The sequence below is a fragment of the Caulobacter sp. ErkDOM-C genome (genome assembly GCF_048541825.1).
In the GTDB taxonomy this organism is placed as follows: domain Bacteria; phylum Pseudomonadota; class Alphaproteobacteria; order Caulobacterales; family Caulobacteraceae; genus Caulobacter.
The window spans coordinates 3,552,860-3,568,853 of sequence record NZ_CP183332.1; the positions used below are offsets into that span (position 1 = coordinate 3,552,860).

The following is a 15,994-nucleotide window of genomic DNA, read 5'->3' on the forward strand; positions in this document are numbered from 1 at the left end:
GATCGGCCTTTCAGGCCGTCCGGGATGAGGCGCTCTATTGCGGAGCCTTCTCCGCCGAAAACGCCGCCAGATCCTCGATCAGCGACTTGGCCGCCATCGCCACCAGCTCACCGCCCTTTTCCGGGGTGGCCAGCGCCGGGTCCGAGCCCATGCGGCCGTCGGGAAAACGCGCCCGGAAGTCCAGGGCCTCGCGGATCGGGCCGGTGGGCGCGATCTTGGGCTCATAGGCCGTGGTCTTGATGGTTTCCGGATAGGCCCATTGGGTCACCGCGATCTCGGACGGCGTCGCATGGCTGCCGTGACCCACCGGGAATTGGCGGTTGGCCAGGGCGTTGACGCCGGCCAGGTCCCACCAGTTCTTCAGCTTCAGGGCGAACGGCGCCCGCGCGCCGCGGAAGCTGTAGTCGGCATAGAGCTCCGAGAACGCCGCCTCGATCGAGGCGACATTGCCGCCATGGCCGTTGAGGAAATAGATCCGCTCAAAGCCATGCGCGCCAAGCGACCGCACCCAGTCGCCGATCGCGGCGATAAAGGTCGAGGGCCGCAGCGAGATCGTGCCCGGAAAGGCCAGATGGTGCTGGGCCATGCCGATATTGAAAGTTGGGGCCACGAGCACCGTGTCGGACTGTTTCTGGGCCTCGTGCGAGATGATCTCCGGGCACAGCCAGTCAGTACCCAGAAGGCCCGTGGGGCCGTGTTGTTCGTTGGAGCCGATAGGCACGACAACGGTCTTGGACGTCTGCAGGAAGGTCTCGATCTCGGACCAGGTGGAGAAGGCGAGCAGCATGAGGGCCTCCGAAACAACGATCACACGGAATAGCGCGCGCCGATCGCGCAAGAAACCGCAATGGTATCCTTGCGCCCCGTCGCCGCCTTCGCATACTCCGGCCGCAACAAGACCAAGGGAGTAGATGGCGTGAGCGACGGACAGGTTTTCCCGGTTCCAGAGGCCCTGGCGCGCGAGGCGCATATCGACGCCGCCGCCTATGAAGCCGCCCTCGCCCGCGTCGAAGCCGATCCGGAAGGCTATTGGCGCGATATCGCCGAGCGACTGGACTGGATCACCCCGCCGACCCAGATCAAGGATGTCTCGTTCAACAAGGACGATTTCCGCATCCGCTGGTACGCCGACGGGGTGCTGAACGTCAGCGCCAACTGCATCGACCGCCACCTGCCGCACAAGAAGGACGAGGTCGCCCTGATCTTCGAGGGCGACGAGCCGGGAACCTCCGACACCCTGACCTATGGCCAGCTGCACGAGGAGGTTTGCCGCATGGCCAATGTCCTCAAGGTGCAGGGGGTCCAGAAGGGCGACCGGGTGACGATCTATCTGCCGATGATCCCGATCGCGGCCGTCGCCATGCTGGCCTGCGCCCGCATCGGCGCCGTGCATTCGGTGGTGTTCGGCGGCTTCTCGCCCGACAGCATCGCCGGCCGGATCCAGGACTGCGCCTCGCACTTCGTGATTACCGCCGACGAGGGCAAGCGCGGCGGCAAGCGCGTGCCGCTGAAGGCCAATATCGACGAGGCCCTGAAAAGCTGCCCGTGGGTGGGCAAGGTCTTGATGGTGCGCTGGACCGGGGCCGACGTGCCGCTGGTCAAGAACCGCGACATCGTCTGGCAGGACGTGCGCGAGGCCGTCTCGGCCGAGTGCGCGCCCGAGCCGATGAACGCCGAGGATCCGCTGTTCATCCTTTATACGTCCGGCTCGACTGGAAAGCCCAAGGGCGTGCTGCACACCACCGGCGGGTATCTGGCCTGGGCGTCGTGGACCTTCTGGGCGGTGTTTGACTACAAGCCAGGCGAGGTCTTCTGGTGCACCGCCGATGTGGGCTGGGTCACCGGCCACAGCTACGTGGTCTACGGCCCGCTGGCCAATGGCGGGACCAGCCTGATCTTCGAGGGCGTGCCCAACTATCCCACCCCCAGCCGGTTCTGGGAGGTGATCGACAAACACAGGGTCGAGATCTTCTACACCGCCCCCACCGCCCTGCGGGCCCTGATGCGCGAGGGCGACGACTGGGTGACGAAAAACGATCTGTCGTCCCTGCGCCTGCTGGGCAGCGTGGGCGAGCCGATCAATCCGGAAGCCTGGCTCTGGTACCACCGCGTGGTCGGCAAGGCGAAACTGCCGATCGTCGACACCTGGTGGCAGACCGAGACCGGCGGCATGCTGATCACCCCCCTGCCGGGCGCGACGGCCCTGAAGCCCGGCTCGGCCTCCAAGCCCCTGCCCGGCGTCAAGCCGCAGCTGGTCGACGCTGAAGGCGCGGTTCTGGACGGCGCGACCGAAGGCAACCTGGTGATCACCGACAGCTGGCCGGGCATGATGCGCACCGTCTATGGCGACCACGGCCGGTTCTTCGAGACCTATTTCAGCACCTATCCCGGCAAGTACTTCACCGGCGACGGCTGCCGCCGCGACGCTGACGGCTATTACTGGATCACCGGCCGGGTCGATGACGTGATCAACGTCTCGGGCCACCGCCTGGGCACGGCCGAGATCGAAAGCGCGCTCGTCGCCCACGAGACCGTCGCCGAGGCCGCCGTGGTCGGGTGCCCCCACGACATCAAGGGGCAGGGCGTCTATGCCTATGTCACCCTGAACGCCGACGTCACCCCGACCGAGGACCTGCGCAAGGCGCTGGTGCTGTGGGTGCGCCGCGAGATCGGCCCGTTCGCCGCGCCGGACGTCATCCAGTGGGCCCCGGGCCTTCCCAAGACCCGGTCGGGCAAGATCATGCGCCGCATCCTGCGCAAGATCGCCGAGAACGACCTCACCAGCCTGGGCGACACCTCGACCCTGGCCGATCCATCGGTCGTCGATGATCTGGTAAAAAATCGCGCCGGCGCGTGACGGAGAGGTCATCGGCGCGTTAGCGTCAGGATGATGAGCCGGCTGTTTTCCCTTGCCCTGATGTTTCTGGCCGGCCCGGCGCTGGCAGACGGCGTCTGGATTGACCGCCTGCGGGCGGGCGAGATCCCCATCGAGGCCCATGCCGACGCCAGGGGACGTGGCGGCATGGTCAGGGCGGCCATCGATATTCCCGCCCCCGTGGCCGTGGTCTGGCGCACGATCCTCGACTGCGATCGTGCGGCCCGCATGACCCCGGGGGTCAAGCGTTGCCGGGTGCTGTCCCGCGCGGCGGACGGCCGCTCGGAAAGGCGCGAGCACCTGGTCAAGTGGGGCTTCTTCCTGCCGGCCCTGAGATCGACCTCCCGCGTCGACCTGGAACCTGAGCGCAGCATCCGCTTCACCTGCATCGGCGGCGACATCCGCGCGTGCGAGGGGTCATGGACGCTGGAGCCGATCAAGGCCGGGACCGCCACCCGCGTGACCTACGAGATGTGGGCGGCGGCGCCCTTCGCTTTGCCGGCGCCCATGCTCAGCGGCCTGATGCGCCGCGATGTCCCCGACGCCCTGAGGGCCTTGCGCCGAGAATGCCAGGAGGCCGAGTGAGCCCGGCCTCGCAGGACCGTCTTGATGGCCTGTGGCTGTTCGACGGCGTGTGCAATCTCTGCTCGGGCTCGGTCGCATTGGTGCTGAGGCTGGATCGCAAGGGCGTCATCCGCTTCACGCCGATCCAGTCGCCCTATGGCCGCCAGCTGGCCATCACCCACGGGATCGACCCGGACACGCCCGCCAGCTTCCTGTTCATCGACCATGGCCGAGCCCTGGAAAAGACCGCCGCCATCGGCGCCTTGCTGCGCCGGCTCAACCCGCCGTGGCGATGGCTGGCCTTCGTCGATCGCCTGCCCAAGGGGCCTTGCGACACCGCCTATGACTGGCTGGCCGCCAACCGCTACCGCCTGATGGGGAAGAAGGACGCCTGCATGGTCCCCTCGCCCGCTCAGCAAGCCCGGTTCGTCCTGGAGCCTCCGACACCCGCTTCATGACAAGACGGTAAGCTTTCGCCCCGGCGGGGCGATGATAGGGTCGGCGCAACCGCGTTTGCTGGAGCTCACCTGAATGATCCGTCCCGTCGCCAAGGCCGCCCTCGTGGCGCTGGCTCTTTCGACCACCGCCCTGTCGCCCATGGCCTTCGCGGCGCCCGCCGCCGGCGCGTCGATCAGCGTGCCGCCCATCGTCTACAAGGAGCGGGTGCTGGCCAATGGCCTGAAGGTGTTCGCGGCCCGCGATGCGACCACGCCGAACGTGACGGTGCAGGTCTGGTACGGCGTCGGCTCGAAGGACGATCCTGAAGGCCGGTCGGGCTTCGCGCACCTCTTTGAACACATCATGTTCAAGGCCACGCGCAACATGCCCAACGAGACCCTTGACCGGCTGACCGAGGATGTCGGCGGCTTCAACAACGCCTCCACCTATGACGACTTCACCAACTACTACGAGGTGGTGCCGGCCAATCATCTGGAGCGACTGCTGTGGGCCGAGGCCGACCGCATGAGCACCCTGGTCATCGACGAGGCGGGCTTTGCCTCCGAACGCGATGTGGTGAAAGAGGAACTGCGCCAGCGCGTTCTGGCCGATCCCTATGGTCGCCTGTTCGCCCTCTATGTGCCGCAGCAGTCGTTCACCACCCATCCCTACAAGCGCCCGGGCATCGGCTCGATCGAGGAGCTGGACGCGGCCACCGTCGACGACGTGCGCGCCTTCCACGCCACCTATTATCGCCCCGACAACGCCGCCCTGATCGTGGCCGGCAATTTCGACGACGCTCAGCTGACCGCCCTGACCAACAAGTATTTCGCGCCGCTGAAGGCTCCGGCCACGCCGCTGCCCAGGGTCACCGTGGTCGAGCCGCCTCGCACCGGCCCGAAGACCGTCAACACCTACGGCCCCAATGTGCCGCTGCCGGCGGTGGCGATCACCTGGCTGGCTCCGGCCTCGGCCGACCAGGACGCCCCGGCCCTGGCCGTGCTGGACGCCATCCTGTCAGCCGGCAAGTCGTCGCGGCTGTATGACACCCTGGTCTATGAGCAGCAGATCGCCCAGTCGGTGTTCTCCTCGGGCCCGACCAACGCCCAGCCCGGCCTGTTCTATGTCGGCGCCATCATGGGCGGCGGCAAGACGGTGGATCAGGGCGAGGCCGCCCTGCTGGCCCAGGTCGCCCGCCTGCGCGACGCTCCGCCGACTGCCGCCGAGCTGGCCGAGGCCAAGACCGGCCTGCTGGCTGACGCCGTGCGCCGCCGTGAAGAGATCGACGGCCGCGCCTTCGCCATCGGCTACGCCCTGTTGACCGACGGCGACGCGGCCCGCGCCAACACCAACCTTGCCGACCTGCAGGCGGTCACCGCCGCCGACGTCCAGCGGGTCGCGAAAAAGTGGCTGGCCGACGATCGCCGCACCTCCATCCGCTACCTGCCGGAATCGGCCAGGCCGGCCGGCGAGAAGGACAACACCCCGGCCCCGCCCAAGGTCGCCTCGGTGAAGTTCAACGGCACGGTCTTCACCCTGGCCCCCGAGGGCGAGCGCCAGAAGATCCCTGCCGTCGCCGCACCGATCGCCGCCGTCCTGCCCTCGCCGGTCGAGAAGACCCTGGCCAACGGTCTGCGGGTGATCGTGGCCAAGTCCAGCGACCTGCCGCTGATCACCGCCGACCTCACCGTGCGGGGCGGCGCCAGCTCTGATCCGGCCGGTCTGGCCGGCGCGTCCAGCCTGACCGCCGACCTTCTGACCGAGGGCACCAAGACCCGCGGCGCGGTCGATATCGCCCGCCAGACAGAAGCCCTGGGCGCCAATCTGGCGGCCGGCTCAGGCTGGGAAGCCTCGTCCCTGACCCTCAGCGTCATCGCCGACAAGGCTGCCCCGGCCATGGCGATCATGGCCGACGTCGCCCAGAACCCGGTCTTCAAGGCCGAGGAGCTGGACCGTGTTCGCGCCGAGACCCTGGATGGCCTGTCAGTGGCCTATCAGCGCCCCGGCAGCCTGGCCGCCTATGCTACAGCGCCGGTGCTCTATGCCGGCTCGGCCTACGGCCACGTGGCCGGCGGCACGCCCGGCTCGCTGCCGAAGATCAAGCGCGAGGACCTGGTCAAGCTGCACAGCGCCGCCTGGCGTCCGGACAACGCCGTCCTGGTCCTGACCGGCAATCTGTCGCCGGAGGCCGGCTTCGCACTCGCCGAGACAGCGTTCGGCGGCTGGAAGAGGCCCGCCACGCCGCCGCCGGCCACGCCGGCCGCCCCGACCGGCTATAGGCCGCGCAATGTGGTCATTGACCTGCCGGGCACCGGACAGGCGGCCGTGACCCTGGCCAAGCCGGCCATCACCCGCGCCGACCCCAACTACTATTCGGGCCTGGTGACCAATGCGGTGCTGGGCGTGGGCTATTCCTCGCGTCTGAACCAGGAAATCCGCATCAAGCGCGGCCTGTCCTATGGCGCGGGTTCCAGCCTGACCCCGCAGGGCCAGTTCGGCGGCTTCTCGGCCCGGGTGCAGACCAAGAACGAATCCGCCGGTCAGGTGGTCAGCCTGGTCCAGGCCGAGCTGACCCGTCTGGCGGCCGAGCCGGCCTCGGCCAGCGAACTGACAGCGCGCAAGTCGGTGCTGGTCGGCGGCTTTGGCCGAGACCTCGGCACCTCCGAGGGCCTGGCCGATATCCTGGGCAACCTGGCCGTCTATGGCGTGCCGCTGAACGAGATCCAGAGCTATGCGAACAAGGTCGAGGCCGTCAGCGCCAGCGAGGTTCAGGCCTTCGCCAAGTCGATGATGGACCCCGCCCAGACCAGCATCATCGTGGCCGGCGACGTCAAGGCGATGGGTGACACCCTGCCCGCCGCCGTGCCGAACGCCACGGTGATCCCGGCCGCCAAACTGGACCTCGACAGCCCGACGCTGACCAACGGGAAATAACTCTCACCTTTGTCATCCCGGAAGCCTCGCAGAGGCTGTCCGGGACCCAGGGGCCGGCGCACTGCGGTCGCCCCTGGGTCCCGGCTCTCCCCCCGGCCTTCGCCGGGGTGCGGCCGGGATGACAAGACTATTGTGCTTTAGACGCCGGAGCCTTCTTGGCGACAGGCGCCTTGGGCGCCGCGCTCTTGGCCAGCAGATCCCGGATCTCCATCAGCAGGGCCTCCTGGGCCGTCGGCGCTGCGGGGGCTTCCGGCGCGGGCTCGGCGGCGTCGGCGCGGCGGATGCCGTTGACGACCTTGACCAGCAGGAACACCACGGCCGCCACGATCAGGAACTGGATCAGGGTGTTGATGAAGGCCCCGTACTGAACGGCGACCTTCTCCACGGCCTCGGTGGCCGCGTTTTCGGGCTTGAGCACCCATTCCAGCTTGGAGAAGTCGAGGCCGCCGGTCAGCAAACCGATCGGCGGCATGATCACCTGGTCGACCAGGCTCTTGACGATGCCGTTGAAGGCCGCGCCGATGATCACGCCGACGGCCAGATCAATGACATTGCCGCGCGAGATGAACTCGCGAAATTCCTTGATGACACTCATGACCCGGTCTCGCCGATTAGCCCTGCGGAAAGTCGCGAAGCTGACGGTGTTCGGCCACCAAGGTCAAGACAGGGGCAGACTACTCGTCGGCGTTGAGCCGGGCCCGCAGTTCCTTGCCGCTCTTGAAGAACGGCACATGCTTGGCGCGGACATCGACGGTTTCGCCGGTGCGCGGATTGCGGCCGGAGCGCGCCGGGCGCGAGCGCACCGACAGGGCGCCAAAGCCCCGAAGCTCGACGCGACCGCCACCTTCCAGAGCGCCGATCATGCGCTCGAGAATAACGCTGACAACGCGCTCGACGTCTTTCTGCGTCAGGTGCGGATTTTCATTCGCGAGCCTGGCGATGAGTTCAGACTTGATCATCGATATCCCCGGCGCCGGAGGGAGGAACTGGCGCGTGCGGACCTTTGCCCAAGGGTGGTTGAGTCTTCAAGAGGCAGGTTGAGATTCTGTCGCACGACCCGGGCGGTCATTCGAAGCGTCACAGACAGGATGTCCCGGATTTTCCGCCCAATCTGGGTCCACATGCCGGGGCTTGGCGAAAATGCGCAATCTTCTCGCAAGTTTCCCGGGTTTTCGGTTGAAGCGTATCTCGTGACATCCGGACCGAGGAAACGCGCAGTTTAGACCCTTGATCGGGATCATCAGGGTGAGCGCTGTCTTCACCAAAGGTGTCGCCGTCCAAGGACTTAGCGGGACAGGACGCAGGCTGAGCGCAAAGAAAAACGGCGGCCGGATCGCTCCGGCCGCCGCTGACTTCAGTCCCGATGAAGGGGCGAAAGACTATTCCTTGGGGGTGGCCCGCTCGCGCAGAGCCGCGCCCAGGATGTCGCCCAGCGAAGCGCCGGAGTCCGACGAGCCGAACTGCTCGATGGCTTCCTTCTCTTCGGCCATTTCCAGCGACTTGATCGACATCGAAACGCGGCGAGCCGCCTTGTCGATGTTGGTGATCTGCGCGTCGATGCGGTCACCCACAGCAAAGCGCTCGGGGCGCTGTTCCTGACGGTCGCGCGACAGGTCCGACTTGCGGATGAACGCGGTCATCAGGGCGTCGTCTTCGCCGAAGCGAACTTCGATGCCGCCGGTGGTCACTTCGGTCACGGTCACAGTGACGGTCTGGCTCTTGCGATAGGTGTCGCCCGACATCGGATCGCCACCCAGCTGCTTGATACCCAGCGAGATGCGTTCCTTCTCGACGTCAACGTCGAGAACCTTCGCCTTGACCATGTCGCCCTTCTTGTAGCGGGCCATGGCTTCTTCGCCCGAGGCGCTCCAGTCGATGTCCGACAGGTGCACCATGCCGTCGATGTCGTTGTCGAGGCCGATGAACAGACCAAACTCGGTCGCGTTCTTGACTTCGCCTTCGACGGTCGAGCCGACCGGGTGGGTTTCGAGGAACGAATCCCAGGGGTTGGCCAGAGCCTGCTTCAGGCCCAGCGACACGCGACGCTTGGACGGATCGACGTCCAGCACGACCACGTCGACTTCTTGCGAGGTCGAGACGATCTTGCCGGGGTGGACGTTCTTCTTGGTCCAGGACATTTCCGAGACGTGGACCAGGCCTTCAACGCCGGCTTCCAGCTCAACAAACGCGCCGTAGTCGGTGATGTTGGTGATGCGGCCCGTGAACTTGGCGCCGACCGGGTACTTCGCTTCCACGCCGTCCCACGGATCGGACTGCAGCTGCTTCATGCCGAGGCTGATGCGCTGGGTGTCCGGGTTGATCTTGACGATCTGGACCTTGACGGTGTCGCCAACGGCCAGAACTTGCGACGGGTGGTTGACGCGCTTCCAGCTCATGTCGGTGACATGCAGGAGGCCGTCGATGCCGCCCAGGTCAACGAACGCACCGTAGTCGGTGATGTTCTTGACGACGCCTTCGCGGATTTCACCCTCTTGCAGCTGCGACACCAGTTCGGTGCGCTGCTCGGCGCGGGCTTCTTCCAGGATGGCGCGACGCGAGACGACGATATTGCCGCGCGGACGGTCCATCTTGAGGATCTGGAACGGTTGTTCCTTGCCCATGAGCGGGCCGACGTCGCGCACCGGGCGGATATCGACCTGCGAGCCGGGCAGGAACGCCGAGGCGCCGCCCAGGTCGACGGTGAAGCCGCCTTTGACGCGGCCGACGATGGCGCCCATGACGGGCACGTTCTGGGCGTAGACGCCTTCCAGACGGGTCCAGGCTTCTTCGCGCTTGGCCTTTTCGCGGCTGATGACCGCTTCGCCGAGGGCGTTTTCCAGGCGTTCCAGGAAGACTTCGACGTGGTCGCCGACCTTGATGGTGGGCTTGCCGGCGTCATCAACGCCGAATTCCTTCTGGGGAACGCGACCTTCGGTCTTCAGACCGACGTCGATGATCGCGAAGTCCTTCTCGATACCGACAACGATACCCTTGACGACGGTGCCTTCCGCGAAGTCGCGGCCGCCCATGGAATCGTTAAGCAGCGCTTCGAAATCGTCGCGCGTCGGGTTGAAGCTCATATCGTCAGCCATGCTGATGTTTAGTCTCGTGTTGAGGGACGCCCCGTCGTGAAGCCGCCGAATGACGGTTCTGGGGATTCCGGGTGATAAGGATTTTCATGCGGACCGCGGCTTCCTAAGCGGCGGCGAGGCGGGCGTTAGATTAGCCCGGGAGGTTTCCCGACCGGGCGCGCGCCGTCTCGACAATGCGGCGGGCCGCATCGAAGGCCTGCTCTATAGTCATTTCCGACGTATCGAGCAAGACGGCGTCTGAGGCCTGGGTCATGGGCGCGCTGTCGCGGCCGGAGTCCCGCGCGTCGCGCTTGTGGATGTCGGCCAGGACATCGGCGTAGGCGACGGCTTCGCCCTGTCCGGACAGCTGCTTCCACCGGCGTTCCGCCCGGATCTCCGGCGTCGCGGTCACATACAGCTTGGCCGGGGCCTCGGGGGCGATGACCGTGCCAATGTCTCGCCCGTCAATCACCGAGCCCGGTTCGCAGGTCGTGAACTGCCGCTGAAGATCAAACAGGGCCGCGCGGACGCCGGTATGGACGGCGACCCGGCTGGCCGCCTCGCCGGCGGCGCGAGTACGAACCTCGGCCCTTTCCAGTTCGGCCAGATCCAGCCCCTTGGCCGCGGCCTCGGCGGCGGCGGCGTCATCCAGATCGCCGCCGGTCGCCAACAGTCGCACGCCGACGGCGCGATAGAGCAGGCCGGTGTCGAGCATGGCATAGCCATAGAGCGCCGCCAGCCGGCTGGCGACCGTGCCCTTGCCCGAGGCGGCGGGACCGTCGACGGCGATCACGAACCCCATGGTTCAGGCCTCCGACAGATCGGCGCCCAGGCCGCGCATCAGGTCGGCGAAGCCCGGGAAGCTGGTGGCGATCATGCCCGGCTCGTCAACGGCCACGCCCTGCTGGGCGGCCATGCCGAGGATCAGATGGCTCATGGCGATGCGGTGATCGCCATGGGTGTGGACCAGGCCACCGCCGCGCACGGGGTGATTGCCGCCGCGCGTGCCGACGACCGTCATGCCTTCGGGCTCTTCCTCGACCGTGACGCCGCAGGCCGTGAGGCCCGCCGCCGTCAGAGCGATGCGGTCGCTTTCCTTGACCCGCATCTCGCCGATGCCGCGCATGACGGTCGGACCGTCGGCGAAGGCGGCGGCGACCGCCAGGATGGGATATTCGTCGATCATCGCCGGGGCGCGCTCGGGCGGCACAACGACACCCTTGAGCTGCGAATAGCGGGCGGTAATGTCGCCGATCTCCTCGCCGCTGGACATCCGGACGTTCGAGATCACCAGATCCGCGCCCATCTCCTGCAGCGTCGTGAACAGACCGGTGCGCAGTTCATTGAGCATCACGCCCTCGACTGTCACTTCCGAGCCCGGCACGATCAGGCCAGCCACCAGCGGGAAGGCCGCCGAGGACGGATCACCCGGCACCGAGACATGCGTCCCGGTCAGCTTCTGGCCCTCGGGCAGGCGGATGTGGCGAACACCGTCACGGTCCTCGACGATCACCTCGGCGCCGAAGGCGCGCAGCATGCGCTCGGTGTGGTCGCGGGTGGCTTCGGGTTCGATGACCTCGACACCGCCTTCGGCGTGCAGGCCAGCCAGCAGCACCGCCGACTTCACCTGGGCCGAGGCCATCGGCAAGCGATAGGCCAGGCCGCGCAGATTACCGCCCTTCAGGGTCAGGGGCAGGCGACCCTTGTCGCGCCCCAGCCAGGTCGCGCCCATGCGGGCCAGGGGATCCAGCACCCGGCCCATCGGCCGGCCACGCAGGGATGCGTCGCCGGTGAAGGTGGAGCACATGGCAAAGCCCGCCGCCGCGCCCATGATCAGGCGCACGCCGGTGCCGGCATTGCCGCAGTCGATGACATCGGTCGGCTCGGCGAAACCGCCATGGCCCTCGATGCGCCAACGACCGACGCCTTCCTGCTCGACCCGCGCGCCAAAGGCTTGCATGGCCCGGGCGGTCGCCAGCACGTCGTCACCCTCAAGCAGGCCCTCGACCGTGGTCGTGCCACTGGCCAGTGCGCCCAGGATCATGGAGCGGTGCGAAATCGACTTGTCGCCCGGGGCGCGAACGGTCCCTCGAAGGGCTCCGCCGGGCCCGCTTTTCAGTCCAGCCGCCGTCATGCCGTAACCGGCTCCCTGATCATGGTGGGGTTCGCGAGGGGATTGCTTTTGACAGCGGGCCCTGGTCATGGCAAGTGACCGGCCGCTTTTCCCATCTGGATCAAAGGTTCGCCTCTTGGCCAATCCCGAATTGGGCGCAAAACAAATTTGCCCCAACTGCCAATCGAAATTCTATGACCTGGGCCGTCGCCCGGCGCTGTGCCCCAAGTGTGGCGAGTCGTTCGACCCGGAAGAGGCGCTGAAATCGCGCCGCGTCCGCGCGCGCGCCGTCACGCCGGATTACGACGCTGAGGACGAAAAACCCGCCCCCGCGCCCAAGGACGAGGACGGCTTCGAGGACGAGGTCGATGAGACCCCGGAAATCGACAAGGTCCAGCCGGACGTCATCGAGACCGACGACGAAGACGCTGACCCCGGTACGCCGGCCCCCGCGGGCGGTGACGACCTGGGTGTCGACTTCGCCGAGGACGAGGATCTCGCCGAAGACGAAGCCGACGACGTGCCCTTCCTCGAAGACGAGGACGAGGACGAAGACCCTCTCGAGAACGAAATCGAAGGTCTTCCGGGCGCCGGCGACGACGACCGCTAAGACCTGGAACGACGTTCGAAAAATTCTTCGAAAAAAGTTCGCCGGGAGGGTTGATCCAAAAATCCTCCCGGCATAGGTTCCGCGCCTCGCCGGACCCGACCAGATCGGTAGCGGTGAGGTACACCAAGGTTCTCTTGGGAAACCAAGGACCTCGGGGCTTTAGCTCAGCTGGTAGAGCGCTTGCATGGCATGCAAGAGGTCAGCGGTTCGACTCCGCTAAGCTCCACCAAAACGGCCGCTCCCCTAAAGGGAGCGGCCGTTTCCATGTCTGGCCACCCCCGAAGGCCTGACAAACTTCCGCCCTCGCGTGCCATCATTCCTGTCGGACCCGCTGTGCGCGCGGGCGACGAGACGGAGATGATCCATGCGGCCCCTGCTGGCGATGTCGTGTCTGGCCCTGTCGACCATGGGATGCCTGCCCCTTCTGGCCCTGGCGCCCGATGTCGCGGGTGGCGCTGGCCCGGGACTATCTCTGCCCATCCAGTGCGAGATCGGCGTCAGCTGCGAGGTTCAGAACCTCGTCGACCGTGATCCAGGCCCCGGCGCCGGGGACTTCCGGTGCGGCTCCCTGACCTATGAAGGCCATAACGGCATCGATTTCCGCTTGCCGGACCTCCGGGCCCAGAAGGCCGGCGTGGCGGTGCTGGCGGCGGCCGACGGGACAGTGTCCAGGGTGCGCGACGGCGTGGCCGACATCTCGGTCAAGACAACCGGCCTGGAGGCCGTGAAAGGTCAGGAATGCGGCAACGGCCTGGTGGTCGACCATGGAGGCGGCCTGGTCACCCAGTACTGCCACATGCGCCAGGGTTCGCTGTTGGTGAAGGCCGGCCAGACGGTCAAGCGCGGCCAGTCCTTGGGCCAGGTCGGCCTTTCGGGACAGACCGAGTATCCGCACCTGCATTTCACCGTGCGACGCAACAACGAGGTGGTTGACCCCTTCGCGCCTGCACCGGGCGCCGCCGGGGCCTGTGGCTCGGGCGGCGGGCTGTGGACGGCTGCGGCGGCCGGCAAGCTGGCCTACAAGCCGCGAGCAGAGCTCAACAAGGGCTTTGCGGCGGGGCCGGCCGGCATGGCGGAGGTCGAGGCCGGAAACCTGCCGACACCCGACGCAGCGACCCCGCTAGTGGCCTATGTGCGATCCATCGGCCTTAAGGTCGGCGACGAGGCCCACCTGACCCTCAAGGGGCCCGACGGCGTGGTGCTGGGCGACAACAAGGTGCCTCCGCTGACGAGCGCCAAGGCCCAGTATGTGCTGTTTACAGGCAAGAAGGCGCCGGCCGGCGGCTGGCGCAAGGGGCGCTACGAAGGCCGTTATGTTGTGACGAATGGGGGCGTCAAGGTGGTCGACACCACCTGGTCGATCACAATTTAACGATCTTGTGTCGACGGCCCGTGATTGACGGGCGTTTCCCCTTTCAGGTGAACCTGATCTGTGGCATATTCTTATCTCAGCCTTGTTCTCCAGCGCGGCTGTGTCACTCCGGCCGGGTTGCGAAACTTAATGGTTTTGCGGCTCGGCCGTTCGAGTTTTGGGGCTTCGCTCCACTTCACACGTCATCTTCGCCGATCAAAGGATGGTTCATCGTTCCGCTGGGGAATGTGGCGCGCGAAGCTACTTCTCCGAAAGCGCCGGGCTCCATTTCGAATCGAGAGCGCAGCACGCAGTAAGGACCGCTGTGATCGTCGCCTGATGCGCTTCAGGTCGGGATGCGGTCGGAACGCCCGACGATCTGGATCAGGCCATACTTCGCCAGCCAGAGCAGTCCCCGTTCCAACTGCGTGCGTCGTTGGGGCGGATATGTCGCGAGAACTTCGCCGACACTGATCTGCCGACTGGCGCCGACCTTCTTGAACAGGCCTTCGATTTCCGTCTCGCTCGGCAGAGCGAAAGCGCCTTTCCGGGTCATGGAAGACGCCGTGGTTTCCTTGACGAGCGCCCAGGTCACATCGGCCTTGGGGATCAGCATCGTGGTCGGGGTCAGGAACTCGGTGGGGTAGGCCGCGAACAGCGTGTACGGATCCATCCGCCAGGGATTGTTGACGATATTGCGGGGTCTCGGGGCCGCGGAGGGCTCGGCCAGGCGCCGCGCGTTCATCGCCATCCAGAGCGCCTCGTAGCGCGGGATGATCCTCGCCCAATCCAGTTCGGCCACGGCGTGCATGCGCGCGGCCGCGCCCATCTTGGCCCGCAGACCCGGGTTTTCCACGAGCGTCGCGATGGCCCGCGCGGCTTCGTCGATGTCGACGGCTGTGGTCTGGCTCGTCGCGCCCACATAGTCGTCGTATTGCACCCAGTTATTGGCGTAGCGGAAGGCCAGATCCTCGCCCGTACCGGGTCGTGGCGCATAGGTGGCGATGCGGAAACCGTCGATCCCGTGACGGACCGTGTCGCGGTAGCCGTCCCAGTCCGAAACCACATTGGGCATGCCGGCCGCCATAGCCTCGACCGGCGTCAGGCCAAAGGTTTCCTGAATATTGTCCGATAGCGACAGGAAGAAATCGCCCACGGCCCAGATTGAAAAGCGGACATCGGGCTCTCGCCCGTCCAGGGGGATATACTGGACACTGGGGCAGCAAGCCCGGCTGTCGTTATGATAGGCCTCCGTAGTCGCCTCGGTGGGTCCCCAGCCGGCGACCACCCAGGCGATCTTCTTGCCGGTCAGGACGGCGGCGCGCTCCAGGGCCAAAGCCATGGGCAAGGGGTTCATCTTGCCGGCCGGGCTGAAGCGGCCGACATAGAGCGCGACAACCGTGTCGTCGGCGATCCCCAGTTTTTCGCGCCACTGCTTCTTCTGCTGCGGCGACGTTATGAAGTCTGCGACATTGATGCCCAGCGGAATGGTTTCGAGCATGGGCCGGGTCACCCGCGATGCGCCCAGGGTTTCGGCCAGGTAGTCCTCGGTGGCTTCCAGCTGCCGCTCGACCGCGGCGCGAACGGCGCGGGACGTGCAGATCAAGGCATCCCAGGGCTTCACCGGCGCGATCATGGTGTTTCCGATCGCGTCCATCACGCGGTCGGTGGCCGTCGTGTGGGTAATGCCGCAGATCGCATAGGCGGAGTCGTCCAACAGACGCCGGGCCCAGGCCTCGCGGGCGACATGGGGTTGCGGGATATTGACCACGCCGATCTTGGCGATGCCGCGGCGGTCGTTCAGGTTCAGCCAGGTAATGGGCTTGCTGCTCGGCTCGATCGCCTCGACGAAAGCCTCCAGGTCCTCCTGGGGATTGCCGGCGACGTTCCAGAAGACATGCCGTTCCACGTTGGCGTGCCGCAGATAGCCGCGCAGGAAACTCTCGCCGGCCGAATGGCGGCCCATCAGGATCTTGGTCTTGGTGTCGAAGGCTTCGGGATTCAGGTAAATCGCGGCGTGTGACATGGACTCTGAAAA

13 protein-coding genes, 1 tRNA gene and 1 pseudogene are annotated in these 15,994 nt (G+C 66.4%); 8 read left to right on the top strand and 7 right to left on the bottom strand.

Annotated elements, in window-relative coordinates; translation table 11 throughout:
* Window positions 1-34 precede the first annotated feature (34 nt).
* A complete protein-coding gene (locus ACN2C8_RS17125; RefSeq protein ID WP_419253236.1) occupies window positions 35-787 on the bottom strand; it encodes a creatininase family protein in 753 nt (250 codons plus the stop codon).
* 129 nt (window positions 788-916) lie between these two features.
* Here ACN2C8_RS17125 and acs point away from each other — a divergent pair, with 129 nt between their 5' ends.
* From acs to ACN2C8_RS17150, 5 genes and pseudogenes are all read left to right on the top strand, one after another.
* Entirely contained in the window at window positions 917-2,857 is a 1,941-nt protein-coding gene (gene acs / locus ACN2C8_RS17130) for an acetate--CoA ligase (protein WP_419253237.1), read from the top strand.
* Between the two features lie 33 nt (window positions 2,858-2,890).
* Window positions 2,891-3,460 carry an SRPBCC family protein gene (locus tag ACN2C8_RS17135; RefSeq protein WP_419253238.1) on the top strand — a complete coding sequence of 190 codons (570 nt, stop codon included), beginning with the start codon at window positions 2,891-2,893 and terminating at the stop codon, window positions 3,458-3,460.
* The gene (locus ACN2C8_RS17140) at window positions 3,457-3,897 is read left to right on the top strand and encodes a thiol-disulfide oxidoreductase DCC family protein (RefSeq protein WP_419253239.1); all 441 of its coding nucleotides are present in this window, start codon (window positions 3,457-3,459) and stop codon (window positions 3,895-3,897) included. The genes ACN2C8_RS17135 and ACN2C8_RS17140 overlap by 4 nt, the downstream gene beginning before the upstream one ends.
* 73 nt (window positions 3,898-3,970) lie before the next feature.
* Window positions 3,971-6,811, top strand: a complete 2,841-nt coding sequence (locus tag ACN2C8_RS17145; protein ID WP_419253240.1) for a M16 family metallopeptidase — start codon at window positions 3,971-3,973, stop codon at window positions 6,809-6,811.
* A gap of 9 nt (window positions 6,812-6,820) precedes the next feature.
* A pseudogene (locus ACN2C8_RS17150) lies at window positions 6,821-6,938 on the top strand (hypothetical protein); the annotation flags it as partial.
* Here the strand turns inward: ACN2C8_RS17150 and mscL are convergent.
* From mscL to aroA, 5 genes are all read right to left on the bottom strand, one after another.
* Window positions 6,939-7,406 carry a large-conductance mechanosensitive channel protein MscL gene (mscL, locus tag ACN2C8_RS17155; RefSeq protein WP_419253241.1) on the bottom strand — a complete coding sequence of 156 codons (468 nt, stop codon included), beginning with the start codon at window positions 7,404-7,406 and terminating at the stop codon, window positions 6,939-6,941. It lies immediately after the preceding pseudogene.
* A gap of 79 nt (window positions 7,407-7,485) precedes the next feature.
* A complete protein-coding gene (locus ACN2C8_RS17160) occupies window positions 7,486-7,770 on the bottom strand; it encodes an integration host factor subunit beta (protein ID WP_419253242.1) in 285 nt (94 codons plus the stop codon).
* Window positions 7,771-8,190: 420 nt separating this feature from the next.
* Entirely contained in the window at window positions 8,191-9,903 is a 1,713-nt protein-coding gene (gene rpsA, locus ACN2C8_RS17165; RefSeq protein ID WP_419253243.1) for a 30S ribosomal protein S1, read from the bottom strand.
* Between the two features lie 130 nt (window positions 9,904-10,033).
* Window positions 10,034-10,684 (bottom strand): (d)CMP kinase, encoded by a 651-nt coding sequence (gene cmk, locus ACN2C8_RS17170; protein WP_419253244.1) that lies wholly within the window; start codon window positions 10,682-10,684, stop codon window positions 10,034-10,036.
* Window positions 10,685-10,687: 3 nt separating this feature from the next.
* On the bottom strand, window positions 10,688-12,016 hold the full coding sequence (gene aroA, locus ACN2C8_RS17175) for a 3-phosphoshikimate 1-carboxyvinyltransferase (protein ID WP_419253245.1): 1,329 nt from the start codon (window positions 12,014-12,016) through the stop codon (window positions 10,688-10,690).
* Window positions 12,017-12,131: 115 nt separating this feature from the next.
* On the opposite strand from aroA, the gene ACN2C8_RS17180 reads away from it, so the two are divergent.
* From ACN2C8_RS17180 to ACN2C8_RS17190, 3 genes are all read left to right on the top strand, one after another.
* Complete coding sequence (locus ACN2C8_RS17180; protein ID WP_419253246.1) at window positions 12,132-12,605, top strand: TIGR02300 family protein; 474 nt, start codon at window positions 12,132-12,134, stop codon at window positions 12,603-12,605.
* Window positions 12,606-12,758: 153 nt separating this feature from the next.
* Window positions 12,759-12,834, top strand: a tRNA-Ala gene (locus ACN2C8_RS17185).
* 135 nt (window positions 12,835-12,969) lie between these two features.
* Window positions 12,970-13,977 (top strand): M23 family metallopeptidase, encoded by a 1,008-nt coding sequence (locus tag ACN2C8_RS17190; protein WP_419253247.1) that lies wholly within the window; start codon window positions 12,970-12,972, stop codon window positions 13,975-13,977.
* Between the two features lie 325 nt (window positions 13,978-14,302).
* Here the strand turns inward: ACN2C8_RS17190 and ACN2C8_RS17195 are convergent, their stop codons facing one another.
* Window positions 14,303-15,982: a glycosyltransferase family 4 protein gene (locus ACN2C8_RS17195; RefSeq protein ID WP_419253248.1), complete on the bottom strand. Its 1,680-nt coding sequence runs from the start codon at window positions 15,980-15,982 to the stop codon at window positions 14,303-14,305.
* Window positions 15,983-15,994 lie beyond the last annotated feature (12 nt).